Annotated in this window: 18 protein-coding genes; 4 read left to right on the forward strand and 14 right to left on the reverse strand. The window is 52.6% G+C overall.

Going from position 1 to position 22,292, the window contains the following annotated elements:
- Positions 1-416: 416 nt before the first annotated feature.
- From guaA to groES, 9 genes are all read right to left on the reverse strand, one after another.
- Positions 417-2,009: a glutamine-hydrolyzing GMP synthase gene (guaA, locus tag A7E48_RS03315; protein ID WP_068169430.1), complete on the reverse strand. Its 1,593-nt coding sequence runs from the start codon at positions 2,007-2,009 to the stop codon at positions 417-419.
- Positions 2,010-2,090: 81 nt separating this feature from the next.
- The gene (locus tag A7E48_RS03320) at positions 2,091-2,657 is read right to left on the reverse strand and encodes a DUF3817 domain-containing protein (protein ID WP_068169432.1); all 567 of its coding nucleotides are present in this window, start codon (positions 2,655-2,657) and stop codon (positions 2,091-2,093) included.
- The gene (locus A7E48_RS03325; protein WP_068169435.1) at positions 2,654-3,622 is read right to left on the reverse strand and encodes an SURF1 family protein; all 969 of its coding nucleotides are present in this window, start codon (positions 3,620-3,622) and stop codon (positions 2,654-2,656) included. Before A7E48_RS03325 ends, A7E48_RS03320 begins: the two co-directional genes overlap by 4 nt.
- 109 nt (positions 3,623-3,731) lie before the next feature.
- Positions 3,732-4,862, reverse strand: a complete 1,131-nt coding sequence (locus tag A7E48_RS03330; RefSeq protein ID WP_068169437.1) for a GuaB3 family IMP dehydrogenase-related protein — start codon at positions 4,860-4,862, stop codon at positions 3,732-3,734.
- A gap of 57 nt (positions 4,863-4,919) precedes the next feature.
- Positions 4,920-6,437, reverse strand: coding sequence for an IMP dehydrogenase (gene guaB / locus A7E48_RS03335; RefSeq protein ID WP_068169442.1), 1,518 nt, complete (start codon positions 6,435-6,437; stop codon positions 4,920-4,922).
- Positions 6,438-6,618: 181 nt separating this feature from the next.
- Positions 6,619-8,652: an acyltransferase family protein gene (locus A7E48_RS03340; RefSeq protein ID WP_158004392.1), complete on the reverse strand. Its 2,034-nt coding sequence runs from the start codon at positions 8,650-8,652 to the stop codon at positions 6,619-6,621.
- Between the two features lie 50 nt (positions 8,653-8,702).
- Complete coding sequence (locus tag A7E48_RS03345; RefSeq protein ID WP_068169447.1) at positions 8,703-10,793, reverse strand: acyltransferase family protein; 2,091 nt, start codon at positions 10,791-10,793, stop codon at positions 8,703-8,705.
- 213 nt (positions 10,794-11,006) lie between these two features.
- Positions 11,007-12,593, reverse strand: a complete 1,587-nt coding sequence (gene groL / locus A7E48_RS03350) for a chaperonin GroEL (RefSeq protein WP_068169449.1) — start codon at positions 12,591-12,593, stop codon at positions 11,007-11,009.
- 33 nt (positions 12,594-12,626) lie between these two features.
- A complete protein-coding gene (gene groES / locus A7E48_RS03355; protein WP_198924120.1) occupies positions 12,627-12,923 on the reverse strand; it encodes a co-chaperone GroES in 297 nt (98 codons plus the stop codon).
- Positions 12,924-13,132: 209 nt separating this feature from the next.
- Between groES and A7E48_RS03360 the strand changes: the two genes are divergently transcribed.
- Positions 13,133-14,419 (forward strand): class I SAM-dependent methyltransferase, encoded by a 1,287-nt coding sequence (locus A7E48_RS03360; RefSeq protein ID WP_068169456.1) that lies wholly within the window; start codon positions 13,133-13,135, stop codon positions 14,417-14,419.
- A 124-nt stretch (positions 14,420-14,543) separates the two neighbouring features.
- Entirely contained in the window at positions 14,544-15,701 is a 1,158-nt protein-coding gene (locus A7E48_RS03365; protein ID WP_068169459.1) for a glutamate--cysteine ligase, read from the forward strand.
- Here A7E48_RS03365 and tsaD read toward each other — a convergent pair.
- From tsaD to alr, 5 genes are read right to left on the reverse strand one after another with little or no spacing between them, the layout of a single operon-like run.
- Positions 15,685-16,785: a tRNA (adenosine(37)-N6)-threonylcarbamoyltransferase complex transferase subunit TsaD gene (tsaD, locus tag A7E48_RS03370; RefSeq protein WP_068169462.1), complete on the reverse strand. Its 1,101-nt coding sequence runs from the start codon at positions 16,783-16,785 to the stop codon at positions 15,685-15,687. The genes A7E48_RS03365 and tsaD overlap by 17 nt on opposite strands.
- On the reverse strand, positions 16,778-17,275 hold the full coding sequence (rimI, locus tag A7E48_RS03375) for a ribosomal protein S18-alanine N-acetyltransferase (RefSeq protein ID WP_068169464.1): 498 nt from the start codon (positions 17,273-17,275) through the stop codon (positions 16,778-16,780). Before rimI ends, tsaD begins: the two co-directional genes overlap by 8 nt.
- Entirely contained in the window at positions 17,276-17,986 is a 711-nt protein-coding gene (gene tsaB, locus A7E48_RS03380; RefSeq protein ID WP_068169468.1) for a tRNA (adenosine(37)-N6)-threonylcarbamoyltransferase complex dimerization subunit type 1 TsaB, read from the reverse strand. It abuts the gene before it with no gap.
- Between the two features lie 27 nt (positions 17,987-18,013).
- On the reverse strand, positions 18,014-18,622 hold the full coding sequence (tsaE, locus tag A7E48_RS11325) for a tRNA (adenosine(37)-N6)-threonylcarbamoyltransferase complex ATPase subunit type 1 TsaE (protein ID WP_068169471.1): 609 nt from the start codon (positions 18,620-18,622) through the stop codon (positions 18,014-18,016).
- 3 nt (positions 18,623-18,625) lie between these two features.
- The gene (alr, locus tag A7E48_RS03390) at positions 18,626-19,849 is read right to left on the reverse strand and encodes an alanine racemase (protein ID WP_068169474.1); all 1,224 of its coding nucleotides are present in this window, start codon (positions 19,847-19,849) and stop codon (positions 18,626-18,628) included.
- Between the two features lie 123 nt (positions 19,850-19,972).
- Between alr and A7E48_RS03395 the strand changes: the two genes are divergently transcribed.
- Positions 19,973-21,229: a glycosyltransferase gene (locus tag A7E48_RS03395; RefSeq protein ID WP_233125963.1), complete on the forward strand. Its 1,257-nt coding sequence runs from the start codon at positions 19,973-19,975 to the stop codon at positions 21,227-21,229.
- 15 nt (positions 21,230-21,244) lie between these two features.
- Positions 21,245-22,030, forward strand: coding sequence for a phosphatase (locus tag A7E48_RS03400; RefSeq protein WP_068169478.1), 786 nt, complete (start codon positions 21,245-21,247; stop codon positions 22,028-22,030).
- The last annotated feature ends 262 nt before the right edge of the window (positions 22,031-22,292 follow it).

The following is a 22,292-nucleotide window of genomic DNA, read 5'->3' on the forward strand; positions in this document are numbered from 1 at the left end:
TACCAGAAAAGTAAACGAGGTACCGTATCAAGACGGTACCTCGTCTACCTTTCTGGTACTTCACATGAACTACTCGTTCAAAAGAGTATCTCGACCCCCATCAATAGCAAAACAAAAGCTCCCATTCTCTAAACAACAAGAAAATGAGAGCCTCTGACTTCGCCCGACAGCGGAACTAACGCGTTCGGAAACCTTCGTTACAGAAAACAAAACTCCGGCTTCGCCGAGTAACCGCAATTTTTACTTCCTCGCGCGCTCGGAAAACTGAAACATTATCTCCTTCGGCTCCGCCTCTGGATAGTAACCGCAATTTTTACCTCCTCGCGCGCTCGGAAAACTGAAACATTATCTCCTTCGGCTCCGCCTCAGGATAGTAACCGCAATTTTTACTTCCTCGCGCGCTCGGTAAATTGCGGTTACTCCCATTCAATCGTTCCCGGAGGCTTCGACGTCACATCGAGCACCACTCGATTCACCTCAGACACCTCATTAGTAATACGATTCGAAATCCGCGCCAACACATCGTACGGCAAACGAGTCCAATCCGCCGTCATCGCATCCTCAGAAGAAACCGGACGCAACACAATCGGATGACCATAAGTACGACCATCACCCTGCACACCCACCGAACGAACATCAGCAAGAAGTACAACAGGGCACTGCCAGATTTCCTCATCCAGACCAGCCTTAGTGAGCTCCTCACGCGCAATCGCATCCGCAGCACGCAAAGTCTCAAGTCGGTCAAAAGTAACCTCGCCAATAATACGAATACCCAAGCCAGGGCCAGGGAACGGCTGACGAGCCACAATCTTCTCGGGAACACCCAACTCGCGGCCAATCGCACGAACCTCGTCTTTGAACAAAGTACGCAAAGGCTCCACCAGCTCAAAGGTCATGTCCTCAGGCAGACCACCCACATTGTGGTGAGACTTAATATTCGCAGCACCCTCACCGCCACCGGATTCAACGACGTCGGGATACAAGGTACCCTGAACCAAGAACTTAATCTCGCCGCCTTCACCTGAAGCTTCTTCAATGAGTTTGCGCTGAGCATCCTCAAACGAGCGAATGAACTCGCGTCCAATAGCCTTGCGCTTTTCTTCAGGATCAGTCAAACCAGACAAAGCAGTCAAGAAACGCTCTGACTCATCAATGGTGACAACCTTGATGCCCATGGTGGAGGCGTAATCATTCTCAACCTGCTCGCGCTCATCCTGGCGCAGCAAACCGTGATCGATAAAGAAGCAGGTTAGCTGGTCGCCCACAGCCTTATGGACCAAAGCCGCAGCAACCGAGGAATCAACGCCACCGGAAAGAGCACAAATCACCCGAGCAGAACCAACCTGCTCACGAATCTTCTCAACCTGCTCTTCAATGATGTTGCCGGTGGACCACGACTTCTCTACACCGGCAATGTTATACAAGAAGTTCTCGAGCGCCTGCTGACCGTAATCAGAGTTATTGACCTCAGGATGCCACTGCACACCACCCAGCTTTCGCCCTTCATCAACCATCGCAGCGACGTCTGCACCGGGAGTAGTTGCCAAAACTTCGAATCCCTCGGGAGCTGCGGAAACGGAATCCCCGTGGGACATCCAAACGTTCTGCACCTTGGGGGTTCCGGTGAGGAAGGAAGAATTCTCAGCACACAGCGTAGCGTCGGTCGCGCCATATTCGCGGCGACCAGTATGAGATACGGTTCCGCCCAAAGTCTGAGTCATCAACTGGAAACCATAGCAAATACCGAATATCGGTACGCCAGCTTCAAACAGAGCCTTATCTCCTGCAGGAGCGCCTTCGGCGTAGACCGAGGAAGGACCACCGGAGAGCACGATAGCGGCAGGGTTCTTTGCCAAAATCTTTTCTGTGGCAAGAGTATGCGGAACGATTTCGGAATAAACTCCGGCCTCACGGACGCGACGAGCGATAAGCTGTGCGTACTGAGCGCCGTAGTCAATCACCAGAACCGGACGCTCTTCGAGCTCGGTTGAATGTGCTGATGTTGTCACGAGTCACCTTATATGATCGATTGTTTTCTCGTATGGATTCACCACACGAAATGGATATAAAGCCATTCTAAAGCACGAGGCCTAGTAACGCTTGGTCGCCTGGGGGTTAGCGTCAAGCAATTCCAGGGTCTCGCGATGGATTCGCTTCTCCACAATAAAGGAGAGGAAGGGGACTACGCCGCCGAGCGCCATCACGATGAGCTGAGGCAGACCCCAACGCATGAGCAACCAGAGACGGAAACAGGAGAAGAGATACACCACATAGAACCAACCGTGAACGATGAGAATCCAGGTAGAAATGTTGATACCACCGGTAAGGTTTCCCATATCCCGATCTAACCAGCCCAGGGCAACCGTTTCGCCGGTTTGGGCGTTGGCGCCACCGGCGATGAGGTCATAGCCAAAGATATAGCGGGTGACCATTTCAGCGACCAAAAGGAGTAGGAAAGTACCGGAAATCCAGGCGCACCATTTATAGAAAGTGAGCGCACCACGAATCTGTGATTCGGTGCCACCAAATTTCTTACGAACGGTAAACCCGCCCTTGCCGTCGGCACGTCCTCCTTCGGAAAGAGTAACTTTCTTACCATCGGTTCGTTCGGTAGGGCGAACCTGCGGTGCAGGTCGCGGAGTATTGTGTTCAGTCACTGATGCAACTTTCCGTCATTGCCCGCGCGGTCATCACGCGGGACGTCGTCAAAGAAATAATACTGTTGGTCTGCTGGATCCCAGTAATAATAACGGCCTGATTCTTCATCTAGCCAGTATTCGCCTTCGTATTCGAAGTACAGGGCTGGATTGTTTTGTTCGCGGTAAGAATCGCGAAGCATCCGCCACCAGAGGTACACCGCGAATCCTGCGAAGACAATCCATTCCAGAGCATAAAAGATATTGAGCCAGTTGACCTCTTCATCGGTTACCTGCTGAGCGCGGACCGGTTTAAGCTGCTCGCTTTGACCCAGGATAGTTGCTGAGTCAGATAGTGTGCCGTCTTCGTTCAGCGGCAGTTTTTCTGAGGCGGGCACCTCAGCGTCGTTGGTGAGTAACGCGCCGTATAGCGGCACGTCCCATATATTACTGAGTTGAGCAGCCGACGCCGAGCCCAAAGTTCTTCCCTGGGTTTTCTCTTCCTCGGTCAGGTCGGAAGAGTAGAACGGAGCATCGTTGGCAACTACGCGACCTGCAATAGTCACCTCGCCTGAAGGTTCCTGAGGTATTTCAGGTGATGCAGTCCATCCGCGAGCAACCGCAATGCTGCGCTGTTGAACCTTGCCCGCAGCCGTTACTTGCGCTCCATCGTCCGGGGTGAATTCGCTCATCACCCAGTATCCTTTTTCACCCTCATGCAACTTCTCGGCCACCAGGTATGAAGAACCCGGAACGTACTTTCCTGTAGCGCTCACCATGGTGTCCGCTTCAGTAGTTGTCAAAGGCTCGTGTTCAATCAGCACCGATTCCCAGGGATGCACCACCTCTTTAGCGGGATCCGCGCTCACCTGTCCTAGAGTTGACGCGTTGAGCTGCCATTTACTGAGCATCACAAAACCGAATGCCACTGCCAGCACAAGCAGTAATGCGGCGATCCAGCGAGGAGTGAGAGCTAATTTGAACACGCTTTCCAGCCTATCTGTTTTTGATAGAAAATGCCCTGCCCCTTCCGCTGATTATTCGGAGGTGGCAGGGCATTCACAGCAAACGTTGAGCCGTTCGCAATCCTATGATTTATTCCGCGTGGAAGCCATTCAATACAACTTCACTACGCTGGAAGGACTTGAGGTCTGTGAAACCGCAGGTTGCCATCGAACGGCGTATAGCGCCCATGATGTTAGAAGTACCATCGGTGTGATGGGAGGGCCCATAAAGAACCTCTTCCATCGTTCCACTGGTTCCCAGCTGGGTACGGATGCCGCGAGGGAAATCGGTGGAGTGGGCTTCATTACCCCAGTAGAGGCCCTTACCAGGAGCTTCTTCGGCGCGTGCCAAAGGTGCACCGATCATCAGAGCATCAGCGCCGAGCGCCAAAGACTTCACCAAATCGCCTGACCGGCCAAGCTCACCGTCGGCAATAACATGCACATAACGACCACCAGATTCATCCAAGTAACGAGAACGAGCCGCAGCAACATCTGCGATGGCTGTTGCCATCGCAGCTTGAATACCCAGTCCACGGCGATTGGTCTTAGAAGAGCCGCCACCGAAACCTACGAGTACACCAGCAGCACCGGTGCGCATCAGGTGAAGCGCAGGCGTGTAACCTGCAACACCTCCCACAATCACGGGAACATCCAACTCATAAATGAACTTCTTAAGATCCAACGGTTCATGGTTTGAAGACACATGTTCTGCCGAAACAGTAGTCCCGCGAATCACAAAGATATCCACTCCAGCCTTCACCACGGTTTCATAAAATTCCTGAGTGTTCTGTGGAGTCAGTGCGCCGGCTACGATTACGCCAGATTCGCGAATCTCCCGCAGACGCTCGGTAATCAATTCTGCCTTAATCGGTTCAGAATAAATCTCCTGCATCCGACGAGTAGCAGCCACATGATCCTGCAGATCCAAGGCGGTAATCTCATCGAGATAAGGCTGAGGATCCTCATAACGAGTCCACAAACCTTCAAGATTCAGTACACCCAATCCACCCAATTTACCCAGAGCAATAGCAGTCTGAGGGCTCATCACTGAGTCCATAGGAGCAGCAATCAAAGGGGTATCAAACGTAAATGCGTCAATTCGCCAGCTGGTATCAACATCGGCGCGGTCACGAGTACGGCGGGATGGTACCAGAGCTACGTCGTCCAAAGAATACGTACGGCGAGCACGCTTGGACAATCCAATTTCAATCTCGGTCACGAATTTTCCTTTCAGCACGTGGGAGCTTTAATCGGAGTTCCCACGCTGAATACGTTTTTAGCGGCGGTAGTTAGGGGCTTCTACGGTCATCATGATGTCGTGAGGGTGTGATTCCTTCAGACCTGCCGGGGTGATACGCACAAACTTACCCTTGTACTTCAGCTCTTCAATGGTGCGAGCGCCCGTGTAGAACATTGTCTGGCGCAAGCCGCCTTCAAGCTGGTGCAGAACAGAGGAAAGAGGCCCGCGGAAGGGAACCTGACCCTCGATACCTTCGGGGATGAGCTTCTCCTCGGAGGAAACATCTGCCTGGAAGTAGCGGTCTTTGGAGTATGACTTATGGCGGCCACGAGAAACCATAGCCCCTAGTGAACCCATACCGCGGTATGCCTTGAATTGCTTTCCATCCACAAAAATGAGATCGCCGGGAGCCTCGGCAGTACCTGCCAGCATCGAGCCCATCATGACTGAATCAGCGCCGGCAACGAGAGCTTTTCCGATTTCACCGGAGTGCTGCATACCGCCATCGGCGATAACAGGGACACCCGCGGGGATAGCAGCTTTAGCTGCCTCATTGATGGCGGTTACCTGGGGTACGCCGATACCGGCGATAATTCGGGTGGTGCAGATTGAACCGGGACCAACGCCCACCTTGACGGCGTCTGCGCCAGCATCAACTATTGCCTGAGCGCCTTCGCGGGTTGCTGCCTGGCCGCCAATAATATCGACGTGCGCTGCAGCTGAATCCTTCTTCAGGCGGGCAATCATGTCCAAGACACCCTGAGAGTGTCCGTTGGCGGTATCAATAAAGAGCGCATCAACACCGGCTTCAACCAGGGTCATCGCTCGCTCGTAGCCGTCACCGAAGAAGCCAACAGCTGCGCCGACCCGGAGGCGGCCTTCGTCGTCCTTAGTGGCATCGGGGTACTGCTCGGTCTTGATAAAGTCTTTGACCGTAATCAAACCGGTGAGCTTGCCGTCGTTATCGACCAAGGGCAGCTTTTCGATTTTGTTATCGGCCAGGAGCTTGAAAGCTTCATCCTTGTCCATGCCCTCGCGACCGGTGATGAGAGGCATAGGAGTCATGATTTCGCGCACGGTGCGAGTGGTGTAATCGCTCTCGGGAAGGTAGCGGATGTCACGGTTAGTGATAATGCCAACCAGCACGCCGTTCTCGTCCACTACGGGTAGACCAGATACGCGGAAGTGACCGCAGACCTGGTCAAGTTCTTCAATAGTTGCATCGGGGCCAATAGTTGCGGGGTTGGTAATCATGCCCGACTCTGAACGCTTCACGCGATCAACGTGGGATGCCTGATCCTCAATCGAAAGGTTACGGTGAAGCACACCCATACCGCCCAGACGAGCCATAGCAATCGCCAAATCAGATTCGGTCACCGTGTCCATTGCCGCTGAAATGATGGGCGTCTTGAGAGTAATACGCTTGGAAAGTTTAGTGCTGGTATCAGCATCTGCGGGATTGACGTCAGTGTTGCCCGGAAGCAGTAGGACGTCGTCGTAGGTCAGACCGGTGAAGCCAAAGGGATCTTCTGAGAGAGCGGTGGGAGTTGACATATATGCCCGAACCTTTCGGTTGTTGTGCTTTTCGGTGGTCGCAGTTCGCCAAAAATTGGATATCCAGTCTCAATTCTAAACCCCATCGAGGATTCTTCGAACCCCACTGTGTTGCGGTTAAAAGGACACTGGCGATGTTGCCCACCTCAACGCCTATTCGGTTCAGCTTATTCCCCACTACCTATTGAGTGTTGCGAGCCTCCCGCTCTGCTATGGCATCTTCCACTCGCTGAATAAAAATATTCTTAGCAGAGAGCACGTAAGTTCGTGTCAAATGAGAGTCATCTCGGTAAACATAGACGTTGCCGATCTCCGATGGGCAAGAACCATTCGGGCAAATAATATCCGTCATATCCACCGGCGCTACAACAGGAATATCTTTAAACTGAGTGAGCGGGCTTGGCGTTCTCGCCAGCTCCGAATCAAAATCGCATAATCCTTTGGTGCGAGTTTCACAATCTGCGTGTGTCTCTTTGAAACGGGGATTATCTCGCAACGCAATGAGCCCAATTCCTTGCTGCTGCATATGGTTCGCGAAATCTCTCAAACCGGTAGGCACAATTTCTCCGCCTTCGTCCGGCAAGCTAATGGTACCGATGATAATAACCTGGTCCGGGTGCATGCCATCGATATAGCGCTGGGTATTTTCTACCCATGCCTGGCAGTCAGGCTTTTCAGTGTTCATGCTGGGCTCTAGAAAGTAGCAGTCGTTAAACTGCACATACTGCAAGTCCCAGCCTTCTTTTTTCGCGAGGGCAATCAGAGCATCTCCCCACTGGTCCATGTGAGAATTTCCGACAGCAATCACTTTTTGAGTTGGCTTCTCATTCGCCACTAACTGGTTGCAGTTCCATTCCTCAAAACCATATTTTTTCAAAACCTCGGGGGCGCAATGGTTAGCGTAAATGGGGCGATCATCATATCGCTCGGCAGAAAGTGGCAAATACTGAGCATCGGTAGATACTGGCTTGTCAAAACCCTTTTGAAGAACTTGAGCACCCGGATTATCAACTGCCGCATTAGCCTGAATTTCTGCCTGCTGACGTTGCAAATCTGCTGACCACTGGTTAGATACGGTGATAACAGCCAGGGTGCACGCCGCAATGACGAGTGCTGAACGCCAGTTCCGCGCATCTAACCAGGACCAAGACCGGAGGGGGCGTTCGATAACGTTCGTCAGGATCCAGGAGAGCGCCACCGATACGAGAAGAAGAATCAAACCGGCAAATAAATCGGCTTTCTCCTGCTGTACTTTGTAGAGGTAAAACACCAAAAGCGGCCAGTGAATCAGATACAGCCCGTAAGAATATTTGCCCAACCACAGCATGGGTTTGGTCGAGAGGAAACGGTCTGCGCCCCATCGTGTGCCGGATTCGCCCGCTGCGATGATTGCAGCAGCAGCAAGCGTGGGCCATAGCGCAACATATCCGGGGAAGGCACCCTCGACGTCGAGGATGATTCCACAACTCACGATAGCTACCAGCGCCACCCAGCCGAGCATCCCTCGAAGGCGCTGCGGAATTCTAATCCACGGCAGAGCAATGGCAAGAAGCGATCCCAGGGCGAATTCCCAGAGCCTGGTCCACGTCGAAAAGTAAGCGATCTCCTGGTCAGCGCCAGTGAGCCATACAGAATAAGCCAGTGAAAGGCCAAACACGGTTCCGAAAACGCTGAAGAGAATGACGCGCGGGCGACGGCGAAAAATCTTATACAGCACCCAGCACAAAGCGAACAGCAAAGGCCAGATGATAAAAATCTGCCCCTGGACCGAAAGGGACCAGAAGTGCCTCAGCGGTGAAGCTTCGGAGGAATCCGCCGCATAATAGTCCACCATATTTGAAATGGACCACCAGTTCTCTCGATAGAGAATAACGGCTTTGGCTTCTTCCATGATGCCCGCCCAGCGGGGTGCGGGCAGTATCTGCCAGGTCCCCCAGAGCGTCGCCAATACAACCACCGTAGCAAGCGGCAGAATCCGCTTGAAAGTATGAACCCAATACCTCAATACAGCCCGTGCAAAAATCGGCTGACCACTTTCAATCTTTCGAGTAAACGAAAGAGTCATCAAAAAAGCCGAAATCAGAAGAAAGATATCCACACCGCCGGATACGCGCCCCAGCCAAATGTGGTAGATAGCCACCAGCGTCACCGCGAAAGCTCTCAGCCCCTGAATTTCAGGGCGGAACTTGCGCGGTGAACTAGGAGTGCTGTTCATCATTCCTCCGACGAATAATTTTTGAGGTACGGCGTGCGGTACAACGTCCGTTATTCAGATTTCGTAGAGCCTTCTGCTCGTTCTACAGCCGGTTCAAAACGGTCAATGAAATTAGGGATAGCAGTATCTATGTAGCTCTTAGATATATGGTTTGCATCCATATAGGTGTATACATTTCCAATGATCGAAGGGCAGTTACCATCAGGGCACACTAAATCGGTGAGATTGACTGTAGAGAAGCCTGGGTACTGTTGCTCTAACGAGTCCAACGGGTTGTTATGTATGTCTTGCCCAGCTGGCTTAGAACAAATTTCTCCCTTGCTATTGCAGTCAGCAAAACTGGAATCAAAACGAGGGTGGTCACGTAGCGCAATGACCTCTAACCCTTCGCCAGTCAGAGACCCAATGCGGTCCTTCATTCCATCAGTTACTTCATCAGGACCGTTCGGAACTGATCGGGACCCGGTTACTACAACCGTTTCAGCTCCAGCATCGTGAACAAATTTGTCTGCCTGATTGGAAAAATTAGCGCAGACGTTAGGGTCCCCGTCTTTGAACTGATCAAAGAAGCAACCACCTTCTAGGAAGTAGTACAGTGCCCAGTTGTTTTCTTTGGCGTACTCGGTCAGCGCTGGTGACCACACCTGCATATGACTGTTTCCTACAGCGACCACGATTTTATCGGGGTGTTCTGGCAGGTTAGCAGTATTGCAGTGATCTTTGAGCACAACATCTGTTGAGAACGGCAAGTTATCTGCAGTGCAGGGTGTGCCTACGTTCGCCCAGTCGTCAGGTAGTTGAGCGAGGGTGGGAAATGGTGCCGCATTAGCGTCACCCTCAAATTTGAAATCTGCTGCCAGAGCAGCTGCACCGGGGTTGTTAAGTGCCTTGAGGGATTCTGCTTTATAAGCATCGTAGGCGAGCTTGCCCTGCCATCCCAGAGTGGGAATCATGACGAGCGCGATGCAGGCAGCCACCACAGCGAGCCCACGAATCGGCGAAAGGTCGGGAGCCTTCCATGCGCGCAACGGCTGTTCAATATAGCGGGTGATGATGTAGGAGAAAAGAACAGAAAGAGTCAGTAGTCCTACACCCGATACGAAACCTGCTTTTTCTGTGTGGTTGCGTGAGAGGAAGAATACCAGAAGCGGCCAGTGAATCAGGTAGAGGCCGTAAGAATAGTTACCCAACCACATGAGTGGCTTCAAGGTCAGCAAACGTTCTGGACCGAAGGCAGTCTGAGTATCTCCGGCGATAATAATCATCGATGCCGCAAGTGTGGGCCACAGCGCATGGTAGCCAGGGAACACGCCTTCGACGTCAAAAATGAAACCGCAGCTAATAATCATGACGATACCTGCCCAGCCCATTGCCGCACGCACATAGCGGTTAATACTGAGCCAGGGCATCACAATAGCCACCAAAGAACCCAACGCGAATTCCCACAAACGCGCAAAAGTATTGAAGTAAGCAGTCTGCTGGCTCGTTGCGGTGACAAAGATCGAATATGCCAAAGAACCGGCAAAGATGGTGCCGAACATGAGAAGCATCAGTCCGCGGACATTCACCCGCGTTGCACGAATAATCAGCCATCCCAGCAAAAAGACTAGCGGCCACAAGAGGTAAATCTGCCCCTGCACTGAGAGAGACCAGTAGTGGCGGAAAGGAGATGCCACAGAGGAGTCAGCGGCATAGTAGTCCACCAGGTTAGAAATGGACCACCAGTTTTGGTAGTAAAAAACTACAGATTTTGCTTCAGAAAGCAGGCTTTCCCACCGGTCAGCGGGAAGGAAAAGGTAAGAACCCAGCAGGATTCCAACGACCACTACAGAAGCCAACGGCAGGATACGTTTGAACACGTGAATCCAATAGTCAACCACCGAGCGGAAACCAGCGAACTTATTGTTTTCCATACGGCGAACGAACGACCCCGTCATCAAGAAAGCTGAGATGAGCAGGAAGACGTCAACGCCACCTGAGACTTTACCGAACCACAGATGGTATGCGGCGACTAAGAGCAATGCAAGCGCGCGCAGACCCTGAATTTCAGGGCGGAATTTGCGATTCGATTGATTGTTAATAATCTGAGTTCCCTGCTTATTGCTTAAGGGAACAGAAGACATGTTGTGGGAATTTGTCATCTGCTTCAATCATCTGGTGCGGTATTCACATCTCGCTCTGAAAGGAGACAAGAGTGAATATTTCCTAAGGGTGTGATTACCAATTTGGCTATGAACACGTTACCTGAAGTTTACTGACGAATCAGTCGGCGAAATAAGAATTCCCCTCCTTTGTGAGTAATCACAAAGAAGGGGAATTGTCTGTTTATTCAAGACGGGTTAGAACAAATTCTTCTAGTCGTCTTCAGTTTCTACAGGCTTTTCCACTACAAGGGTTTCGGTGGTAAGAACCAGCGCAGCAATAGAAGATGCGTTCTCCAAAGCTGAACGGGTAACCTTCACAGGATCGATGACGCCGGCGCCCATGAGGTCGCCGTATTCACCGGTCTTCGCGTTGAAGCCCGAACCCAAGGGAAGTTCAGCAACCTTTGAAGTAACCACATAGCCGTCTTCGCCAGCGTTTTCTGCAATCCAGCGCAGGGGCTGAACAAGTGCACGCTTGACGATTTCTACGCCGGTCTGGGCGTCCTTAGAATCGAGTGAAACCTCGTCTAAAGCTGCCAAAGCATGAACCAGAGCGGTACCGCCACCTGCTACGATGCCCTCTTCCAGAGCCGCACGGGTGGAGGAAACAGCGTCTTCAATACGGTGCTTGCGTTCTTTAGCCTCGACCTCAGTAGCTGCACCCACCTTGATGACGCCGACACCGCCAGCCAGCTTTGCCAGACGCTCTTTGAGCTTTTCGCGATCCCATTCAGAATCAACACGCTCAATCTCCTTGCGGAGCTGAGCCACACGATCAGCAACAGCATCGGAGGTACCTCCGCCGTCAACGATGGTGGTGTTGTTCTTTGTTACGGTCACACGGCGGGCAGAGCCAAGCTGCTCCATGGTGACTGAATCTAGAGTGACGCCGAGTTCGTTAGTGATAACGGTGCCGCCGGTCAAGATGGCAAGGTCTTCGAAGATAGCCTTGCGACGATCGCCGAAACCGGGTGCCTTCAGCGCAACAACGTTGAGGTTGCCGCGCATTTTGTTGACGACCAAAGTAGAGAGAGCTTCGCCTTCTACGTCCTCAGCAATGATGGTCAGCGGTTTCTTCGCCTGAACAATCTTTTCCAGCACGGGCATAATCTCATGAACCGTGGAAATCTTGCCCTGGTAGAGCAGGATTGCGGTATCTTCGAGAACTGCCTCGGCACGCTCTGCGTCGGTAACGAAAGAAGGTGAGAGGTAACCCTTGTCGAACTGCATACCTTCGGTGATATCCAGCTCGATTTCGGTGGTGGAGCCATCTTCAATGGTGATGACGCCGTCCTGACCGACCTTAGAAAATGCCTCTGCGAGAAGCTCACCAATTTCAGGTGACTGGGCTGAGATAGCAGCCACGTGAGCTACTTCTTCGCCCTGAACTTCGCGCGCGTTATCGAGCAAGCGCTGCGAAACTGCCTGGGTAGCTAGCTCGATACCGCGTTTAACCTCGCCAGGCGCCGCACCTGCGGTAACGTTACGCAACCCTTCGGCAACCAATGCCTGAGCAAGCACGGTAGCGGTGGTGGTACCGTCACCGGCAACGTCGTTCGTCTTGGTCGCTACTTCCTTGGCAAGCTGTGCACCAAGGTTTTCGTAGGGGTCATCCAGCTCAATCTCGCGGGCAATGGAAACACCGTCGTTGGTAATGATGGGTGCGCCCCACTGCTTATCCAAAACCACGTTGCGGCCGCGAGGGCCCAGGGTGACCTTGACAGTGTCTGCAAGCTTATCCACACCGGCTTGGAGGCTCTTGCGAGCAGCATCGTTGAATTCTAGCTGTTTTGCCATGAACTCATCAGCTCCTTAGTTTGTGGGAATAATTTACTTGGAGATTACTGCGAGAACGTCGCGGGCAGAAAGAATCAGGTAGTCCTGACCTTCGAAGGAAACTTCGGTTCCGCCGTACTTGGAGAAGATAACGGTGTCACCTTCTGCTACATCTACGGGAAGGCGGTTGCCCTTGTCGTCTACGCGACCGGGGCCAACAGCTACGACCTTAGCTTCCTGGGGCTTTTCTTTAGCGGTATCGGGAATTACCAGACCTGACGCGGTGGTCTGCTCTGCCTGAACAATCTGAACTACTACGCGATCTTCAAGAGGCTTGATGGAAGACATTATTACTCCTTCATCGATGATGAAATCTTATGATGGGTGACCGTTTCCAGAGAGCTATCAAGGACGTCGTCGCGGTGCCGCCCTCGAAGGCGTTTAGCACTGTGAGCGGTCAAGTGCTAATACAAACTTTAGAACCGCTGGCGTTTCAGGGTCAAGAAAGCGCGCGCGTTTCGCGATGAGCGCACCGGATGTCTTCGCTAAGATGAGCAGTGATGTCTTTACTTTCTTCGCCTCCGGCGCTTGCACTATCTGCGCGAGAACTTGAAACCGTGGACCGATTCGTCCCTTACCTGCAGAAGGATGCTCTGGAATATGCCAGTGCTCTGCGAGCTGAAGGGTTTGGCCCTCCCTCCGTATCCGCCATTTTGAATCAAGCGAAGCTGCGCACGCAGGCACTCTCTAAATTTGGCGAAGCCGCTCAAAAAATGGTGTTGACCGAGCCTGGTTTCGAGCAAGCAACCCGTGCGTCAGTGGCGCGTTTGCATGCTCAGCGTTTCAAAGAAGCTGGCGTGGTGTCGGTTGCAGACTTAGGGTGTGGCATCGGAGCAGATTCTCTAGAATTTTCGCGCGCGGGCATGAGCGTGCTTGCGGTGGAGCTTGATGAAGCTACCGCCGCTATGACTGCCCATAATCTCTCCGACTACCCTCGTTCGATGGTGAAAGTGGGAAATGTTGAGCACCTCGATATATCTGAGCTAAAAGATAACGAAGGAAACCCCGTTCAAGGGCTCTGGCTAGATCCTGCCCGACGCACAGTGGAGCAGGGGCGAACCTCGTCTCGAATTTTCGACGCCGAAGCGTTCTCTCCTCCCCTATCGTTTGTGGTGAAACTGGCTCAAACCGGTATCCCCATGGGTGTGAAGATGGGGCCGGGAATCCCCCATCATGAAATTCCCGAGCAGTGCGAAGCCCAATGGATTAGCCACGGCGGCCAAGTGGTAGAAGTAGTTCTGTGGTTCAATGCGCTCGCCCGTAAGAACGTGCGCCGCAGTGCAACGTTGCTTTCCCCTCATCCACTGGAACCTGAAATACTCTTTGAAATCACCAGCGCTATCGATGACGTTGAGGTTCCCCCGGCGGATTCGGGCGAGATTGAAGGTTTCCTCTACGAACCCGACGGCGCTATTGTGCGTGCGCACCTGGTGAGTGAACTCGCGGATCAGCTCGGTGCACATTTGATAGACGAACACATTGCCTATCTCAGCGCCGACAAGGAGCTAGACTCCCCTGCCGTGAGCGGCTATAGAATTCTTGGCGAGATGCCTCTGCAAGAAAAAGTGTTGAAAAAATGGGTGCGCGAAGAAAACATCGGTACGCTTACCATCAAAAAACGCGGGGTAGATATTGTTCCTGAGCAACTACGTAAAAAGCTCCTGGGGCAGAGCAAGAAGAAAAAGGGTTCCGTTGAAGGCACTCTGATTGTCACGAGGCTAGGGGAAGGCACAGCATCTCGACGCTTGGCATTATCGGCCCAACCGCTGATGACTTTTACCGGATAAGAGCCTCCCTTTTCTAGCACCCTGAGAGACATCTCACTATGTGTACTCGTATGTAAAATCCACTTTTTCGCTGACCTATCATTAAAGTCAGACGCCTTACTTCTCATCGTTCAGGAGAACCTTAGTGATTTCATTCGCCAAATCGGCTCAATCAACCCTCGGTGTTGAGTGGGAATTAGCGCTCGTCGATAGCAAGAGCATGGAGCTCACCTCACGAGCGCAAGAAGTATTCGATTTGATAGAGGAACTTTCTCCTGAACTGCTAGATGCTTCCACCGGCCCGCATATTACCGGTGAATTTTTAGATAATACGGTGGAGCTCGTGACTGGTGTTTCCGCTAATGTTGCCGAAGCGGTCCACCAGTTAGAGAAAGCAAAAGAACAACTCATGGTCGCCACCGACCAGTTGGGTATTGAAATTTTTTCGGCGGGTACTCATCCCTTTTCTCGTTCTATTGACCAACCTATCGCCAATAAAGATCGCTATCAGAAGATGCTGGATCGCACCCAGTACTGGGGTAGGCAGATGATGATTTACGGTGTGCACGTTCATACCGGTATTGATAGTAAAGCCAAGGCATTGCCTGTATTGAATGGTTTGAGTAATTTCTATCCGCATCTGCTGGCGCTTTCGGCGTCCTCTCCGTTCTGGGAGGGCTTCGATACCGGTTATGCGAGCCAGCGTGCGCTCATGTTCCAGCAGCTGCCCACCGCAGGTCTGCCCTTCTCGTTTGAGAGTTGGGAAGATTACGAAGTCTTTTTGAAAGATTTGATGGTGACCGGTGTGATTGATGATCCTAGCGAGAACCGCTGGGATATCCGCCCGGTAGCTCATTACGGCACTGTTGAAATGCGCGTTTGCGATGGTTTGTCTTCGCTCAACGATATTTCCGGGCTTGTAGCGTTTGATCAGTGCCTGGTGGAATCGCTCTCACGCGATTATGAAGCGGGAAAAATTTTAGCGCCGCTAAAACCCTGGCATATGCAGGAAAATAAATGGCGCGCCGCTCGCTATGGCTTGGATGCGATTATTATCCAAGACAACGACAATAACGAGTTGTTAGTGACCGAAGATATTGAGCGTCTGCTTAATATCTTTGAACCTATTGCCCGCGATTTAGATTGCTCAGATGATCTAGCGCAGGTTGAACGGATGATTCAGGACGGCGGCAGTGCAACCCAGCAACGCAAGATAGCGCAGGAGAGCGGTAACGATTTGACCGCCGTCGTGCGCTATCTCGTGGAGCAGACAAAGTCTCCGTACTTTAGATCAGAACGGTAGTCACCGGTAGCGAAGAATCGGTTTCAAAAGCGATTCCAGAAGGCTCTCTACCTTCTGCCACCAGTCGTGCGCCCAAAGCGGCGACCATAGCCCCGTTATCGGTGCACAGTGAAAGTTTGGGAATAATCAGGGTAATTCCGTGTTCTGCGCAGCGATCGGCAGCGAGCTGGCGCAGGCGGGAATTTGCCGCTACTCCCCCGCCTAGAAGCAACGTTTTGATGCCTTTTTCTTGGCAGGCAAGCATTGCTTTTTTAGTAATGACGTCCACGACGGATTCCTGGAAGGACGCCGCGATATCTGCAACGGGGATTTCCTCTCCTCTTGCTTCGAATCCTTCGACTACTCGTGCTACAGCTGTTTTGAGGCCTGAGAAAGAGAAATCATAGCGGTGGGGACCGGGATTTTCGGCGGTGCCCATGAACTTGCGCGCGGATAATCCGCGGGGAAAGTTAAACGCTTTTCGGTGACCAGCTCGTGCCGCGTTATCGATGGCGGGGCCACCTGGATAGTTGAGACCTAGCAAACGCGCGACTTTGTCGTAGGCTTCGCCGGCGGCGTCGTCCAGGGTTGCCCCTAAGAGTTCAACATCCGAAGTAATGTCTCGAACTGCCAGAATCTCGGTGTGACCGCCTGAAACTAAGAGCGCTCCAAGTCCTTCGCGGGGGAGCTGGTCGAGCAGTTCAGCACCGTGACCTTCGATTCCAGAGTCTTCCAGTAATCCCACGCCGACGTGCGCTACCAGGTGATTGATGCCATAGAGCGGTTTGCCCGTAGCAACGGATAGAGCTTTGGCGGCAGAGACACCCACCATAAGAGCACCAGAAAGCCCTGGCCCTGCAGTCACTGCAATGGCATCAATCTCATCGAGCGTGACATCGGCGTCCCGCAACGCACTCTGCAGAGCAGGAACAAAAGCATCCAGGTGAGCACGAGATGCTATCTCTGGGATAACTCCCCCAAAACGCACGTGTTCATCCATCGAAGATGACACGGTGTTGGTGAGCAAAGTATTACCTCGCACAATGCCAATACCCGTTTCGTCGCAGGATGATTCAATCCCTAGCACTAGAGGTTCTTTAGTCATGCGTTGCTCCCGGTGAATTGAGTGTCAGAGATTTTTCCATGATGAGGGCGTCTACGCCGTCGTTATAGTACCCGGCGCGGCAGTGTATCTGCCGGTATCCGTTCAGATGATAGAGATTTTGAGCCCGCAGGTTATCCGCTCGAACTTCTAAGAGAATACGCTGAGCGCCTCGTTGCGCTGATTCACGATGTAAGAAATCCAACATAGCCCTGCCGTACCCTTGCCCTTCATACTGAGGCAGAACCGCAATGGTCTGAATATCGGCGGTATCTGCTATGCACATAGCACCGGCATAACCTACGATTTCGCTCTCTTTTTCAATGACGACATAGGCGCGGGTAGGGTGCTGAATCTCTGCAAGAAACATTTCCAGTGGCCAGGCATCGGCGGGGAAAAGGGAGAGTTCTGCGGTATGCACAGCTTCTACATCGTGAAGGGTCATTTCACGCATTATTGCGTGAGCCACGGCAGGCAGTTCGGAATGCAGCATTTATTTTTCACCCGGCACGGTAACGGCAGAAATACTTGCTTTTTTGCGGGCAGCAGGAACTTTGGCGTCAGAATCCCTGAGATAAAGTGCTGAAGTGTCCTCGGAGAGGTTCTCTAGTCCCAGCCGAGAAGCGGCTTTCAGCAGATATTCGGCGTCAGGCTGATGGTTTTCGAAACCCTCCACGGTCTTCATCACATCGGAGTAGAGCCCAGCACCTTTGCCGTATGCGGCGACGTCGGGAACTTCCTCTGCAGGTCCCACGCAGGGTCCAGAAACCAAGGTGTACCCCTTGTTCTCCAATAAGAATTCCGCGGAATAAACTTCGCGGCGTCGCGCGTCAGTGGCAATCACGAAGCTGTCGTTTCCCGCCCGTCGCGCGTCTTCAAACACGTATTCTGCAAGTGCATAAAGGCTCATCAGCCCCAGCACCGGTTTGTCCCAGGCAAATCCCACAGTACGGGCGGTGACGATACCTGCGCGTAATCCGGTGAAAGGTCCGGGCCCGGTGCCGCATACAATGACATCTATCGAAAAGGGGTCAACTGCGGCATCGTGAAGGGTCTCTTCTACAAAGCGAGCCATGACTTCAGCATGTGAACGAGTATCTGAGGTACGGCGGTGAGCGAGCATCTCGACTTCTCCGCTGTCCTGGTGGATCTTTGCGAGTGCTACAGAGGCGGTTGCCGAGGAATCTAAAGCAAGTACAAGCACGGTATTTGTATCAACTTCCAGTGGTGGTTATGCAGTGAGGGGCGCGTTCTCAAGCGCTTGAGATAGTTCGCTCCATGCTGTGCCTTCCCAGCGGGGGCCAGAGGCGAGGATTCTCAGGGAACGCGGCTCGGGAGCATCTTCTTCAGCTTCTTCGTTTTCTTCCCAGGGATCGTGTTCTTCGGTGGCAACGAATTCTAATCCAGCTTCGATATCTGCACCGGTTACGCGGGTGAGTTCAAGATCTAATCGTGATTCTGCCAGATGCTCCACTTTGTCTCTACCCCACTCAATAACGGTAACGGACTGGTCCATTGAGTATTCGAGGTCGAGGTCGTCGATTTCTTCGGCAGAACTCAAGCGGTAAGCATCGACGTGTACTAAATCAGGGCCGCCGGGGCGAGGACCGTCGGGGAGATTGGGATGCGCTCGTGAGAGAACGAAGGTGGGTGAGATGACACCTTCTCGGACGCCAAGCCCCTCCCCCAGAGAGCGAGTGAAAGTAGTTTTTCCTGCCCCTAGTTCTCCCGTGAGAATGAGCAAATCACCCGGTTGCAGGAGCGGCGCTAAGGCTAGTGCTACCGATCGGGTATGTTCGGGGCCTTGTAATGCAATGTCAATTTTCGAAAGTGCGGTCATTTGTTAGCTCTCGCTGGTTGATGTCGATTCGCCAATAAATACGCGGTCCACACGAGAGGATATGCGTGTGACGATTTCGTAGTTGATAGTACCTGCAGCCTCTGCCCATTCGGTCACCGACGGATTTTCTCCGTTGCCAAAGAGGACGACGGGAGCGCCGAGGTATCCAAGTTCGGGGTCAGAAAGTCCGGGTTTACCTAAGTCAATGACCATTTGGTCCATAGCAATTCGACCTACCACCTGATAAGTCTGGGCTTGTGCACCGGCAGGGTAGATGCGCACGGGGGCGTTGGAAGCGACGCGCGGAACCCCGTCGGCGTACCCCACAGGCACCAGTGCAAGGGTGGTGGGGGTTTCGGTGCGATAGTTCAATCCATAAGAAACACCTTGTCCGGCAGGTACTTCTTTGACGGAGTTGATAAAGGTTTGAAAGGTCATGACCGGTTGAAGCTCAAAATCTTCAGGATCATGTGAGGAGATGGGCGATAGTCCATAGACACCCAAACCTACTCGAACCGCGTTACCCAGGAGTTCTTCAGGAATTGCTTCCTGCCCGTGCATCAGCGTGCCGGGTGTATTAGCTATATGGAAAAGTTCGGGGTTCAGCCCTGCCTGGCGTACATGATTGACAGCAGCGTTGAAGGCTTCCAGCTGAGTGAGAGTCTCGGTACGGGCAGGTTCGTCGGCTACTGCCAGATGGGTAAAGACACCTCGTACGGTCACGAGATTTTGCTCTTCATACTCACGAGCTCGGTGCAGCAAAGCGGGCAGATCAGCGAGGGTGCAGCCATTTCTCCCCAAGCCAGTATCAACTTTTATATGCACGACGGCGCGGGTTCCTACTTTTTGCGCAGTCTCGGCGACGGCGTCCAAATCCCAACCCGAGACCCCCAGCTCAATATTTCCTGTCAGCGCCCGGGAAAAATCAGAGTTGAGAGTGTGCATCCAGGCCAGTAGCGGGGCGTCGATTCCAGCACGACGTAGGGACAAACCTTCACGGATGTGGGCAACGCCCAACATATCTGCTCCCGCTTCTAGCGCCGCTCGTCCTACTTCTATAGCGCCGTGTCCGTAGGCATCAGCTTTCACCACGGCAATGAGGGTACGCTCCCCTATCTCAGTCTTGAGGTGTCTCACGTTGTGGCGTACAGCGTTCAGGTCAATGACAGCCATGCGCTCGGGAGCACCAGGCGCAAGCACGGGTGTAAAAGATGGCGTGGCAGACATACGTTTCTCCTGAACGTAGAGGGTCATTGCTTTCTAAATCTTACGCCCTTGCGTATTATCCCGGTTAAGCGCACCTTTCTTTAATCTTTGAGCAGCATCTGAGTGTGTCCTAGAGTTAGAGCTGTGAATGAGATATTTACTGCAGATGAGTGCAAGGTACAAACCTCGGAGAACGGTGTGCACCTTCACATCATTTCGATGCATACTTCCCCGCTAGCTCAACCCGGTGAGGGCGACGCCGGTGGAATGAATGTGTATATTGACCGTTCGTTACGAGCACTTCTGGCAGAATTTCCTCAGCTCTCCGTTGAAATTTTTACTCTGGCGCCGCAACGTTTGAAACGCTCCTGCCAGCAGGTCTCCGAGCGCGCAGTCGTCCATATGATTGAGATTGAAGAAGCGTTCGGTGCTAAGAAGTCCGAGCTCCCTGGTTTCATCGATGAATTTGCGCGCCGAGTTCAGCAAAAGTCCCGCCGCTCCCCCGACATCATTCATTCTCACTATTGGCTCTCAGGTTTGGTGGCATTGCAGTATGGCGAGGATATCCCGGTGGTTCATACCATGCACACTACCGCCGCAGCTAAGAACGCGCGGGCAGGCGCCGGCGAGCCGCATGAGCCGGCCGAACGACGCCGTGCTGAACAGGAAATTGTCGAGAAGTGTGCGGCGCTGGTGGTCAATACCGCGGTAGAGAAAGAGCAGATGGTTCGCTTCTATGCGGCGGATCCTGCCAAGATTTCGATTATTGAGCCCGGCGTAGATACCGGTATTTTTAAGCCGGTTGCCGGTGAACAAGCTAACCATGCGGGCTCTGCGACCTCGGCGCATCTTGTTTTTGCTGGTCGTCCTCAACCCCTGAAGGGGCCGCAAGTTCTGGTGGAAGCCCTGGCTTTACTCCCTGCAGACCTGGCGGTGAACCTTACGGTCATAGGGCGCTCGGACACCGACTTTGAAGAGCAACTACTGGCACGCGCCCAGGAGCTCGGGTTAGAACAGCAGGTAGAACTTATTCCTCCGGTTTCTTCCCGCGATCTTGCCCAGCACTTCAGAAGGGCAGATATAGTGGCGTGTCCCTCGTCGTCGGAGACATTTGGGCTGGTCGCTTTAGAGGCTCAGGCCTGCGGAACCCCGGTCATTGCTACCGATGCAGACGGATTAGCGGCTGCCGTTGAGCACCAACGCTCAGGTGTATTGGTTGCTACCCGCGATGCACCAGACTGGGCACAGGCTATAGAACACCTTGTGCGCCACCCCCAATTACGCCAGAATCTTGGGGCTTTTGCCGCACAACGAGCTGCTCGCAAGACGTGGGAGCTCACCGCAGAACATCTCTTTGAACTTTATTCTTCCCTTTCAAAACCGTCCTTTACTGACCGCTAAAGACTAGGAGCTTCCATGAAACTCAAAAAATTTACGCTCACTGACCAAGAATTTGCAGATTATCTTAATCAGGCCCGTATTTGCGGCGATATAGCGACCACTCGCGAGAACAACATCAGCCACATGCACGGATTCGTGGAGGGCAACGAGCACCTGGAATTTGGTGTGAAGTGGACCAGGGATTGGACCTATGAAGATATTTTCGAGTTGATGGCGCGGCGGGTGGGAACAAAGAATGAGGCCTCTTTCCTCGAAGGTCAAGATTCAATCAGCGCGGAAAAATGTATTGAGGCGCTCTATGAGTATTCAGAAATCTTCGGACGTGCGGTCCGTAACCAGCAAAAATTACTATTCGGAACCGGCCACCCTGCCGGACTTTTCCCCATCTACTGCGAGCTAGCGCGCTACGCCGAGAGTGCTGGGGCAGAAATTTTGCAGATTCAAGAGGGAGATAAATTTCTCGACGGCGAAATTCGGCAGATTCTTGATGTAGTGATGTTTGAACAGTATGGCAACCTACAGCACACGCATTTTCCCGGTCCGATGGAGCTTTCTCTCCGTCAGCTCAGAGAACGGGGAACCGAACCTGATCTGGTGATTGCTGATCATGGTCTGGCTGGGTATGCTGCTAGCGCTGGGCTAGCCACAATCGGCATTGCAGATTGTAACGATCCCGGTCTATTTGTTTCGGCTGAGCAGGGGCAACTTTTGGTAGCGGTTCCTATGGACGATAATGTAAATCCTCATCTTTACCAGCCGGTAACCGAATTTATCCTAACTAAGGCAGGTTTGCTGGGATAAGAGGTATCCTCTATCTTTTTTCTATCATCTTGCCCACGTTTACCCCCTAAATAGCAGGAAACTTATACCCTAGTGAGAGGGTATTTTGTCCCCGGTTTAGGGAACAGTCGGTGTTGCAAAACCGACTGAGCATATATCACGCATATTATTTTTGATACTGATAAAGAAATATGAAGTTTAGAATAGAACTCTATGAGGTAATAGGGTCTTTTCGCCGCATTGACGAAAAGTATCCTCATAGAGGCAGAGGGCAAATAAAAAG

Origin of the sequence: Rothia sp. ND6WE1A (genome assembly GCF_001683935.1) — a bacterium.
GTDB lineage: Bacteria > Actinomycetota > Actinomycetes > Actinomycetales > Micrococcaceae > Rothia > Rothia amarae.

What these genes read in the sequence shown, in the direction of transcription:
- guaB (WP_068169442.1), bottom strand. Translation starts at nt 6,437, where the DNA reads ATGTCAACTCCCACCGCTCTCTCAGAAGATCCCTTTGGCTTCACCGGT.
- A7E48_RS03340 (WP_158004392.1), bottom strand. Translation starts at nt 8,652, where the DNA reads ATGAACAGCACTCCTAGTTCACCGCGCAAGTTCCGCCCTGAAATTCAG.
- A7E48_RS03345 (WP_068169447.1), bottom strand. Translation starts at nt 10,793, where the DNA reads ATGACAAATTCCCACAACATGTCTTCTGTTCCCTTAAGCAATAAGCAG.
- groL (WP_068169449.1), bottom strand. Translation starts at nt 12,593, where the DNA reads ATGGCAAAACAGCTAGAATTCAACGATGCTGCTCGCAAGAGCCTCCAA.
- A7E48_RS03360 (WP_068169456.1), top strand. Translation starts at nt 13,133, where the DNA reads ATGTCTTTACTTTCTTCGCCTCCGGCGCTTGCACTATCTGCGCGAGAA.
- tsaD (WP_068169462.1), bottom strand. Translation starts at nt 16,785, where the DNA reads ATGACTAAAGAACCTCTAGTGCTAGGGATTGAATCATCCTGCGACGAA.
- rimI (WP_068169464.1), bottom strand. Translation starts at nt 17,275, where the DNA reads ATGCTGCATTCCGAACTGCCTGCCGTGGCTCACGCAATAATGCGTGAA.
- tsaE (WP_068169471.1), bottom strand. Translation starts at nt 18,622, where the DNA reads ATGACCGCACTTTCGAAAATTGACATTGCATTACAAGGCCCCGAACAT.
- alr (WP_068169474.1), bottom strand. Translation starts at nt 19,849, where the DNA reads ATGTCTGCCACGCCATCTTTTACACCCGTGCTTGCGCCTGGTGCTCCC.
- A7E48_RS03400 (WP_068169478.1), top strand. Translation starts at nt 21,245, where the DNA reads ATGAAACTCAAAAAATTTACGCTCACTGACCAAGAATTTGCAGATTAT.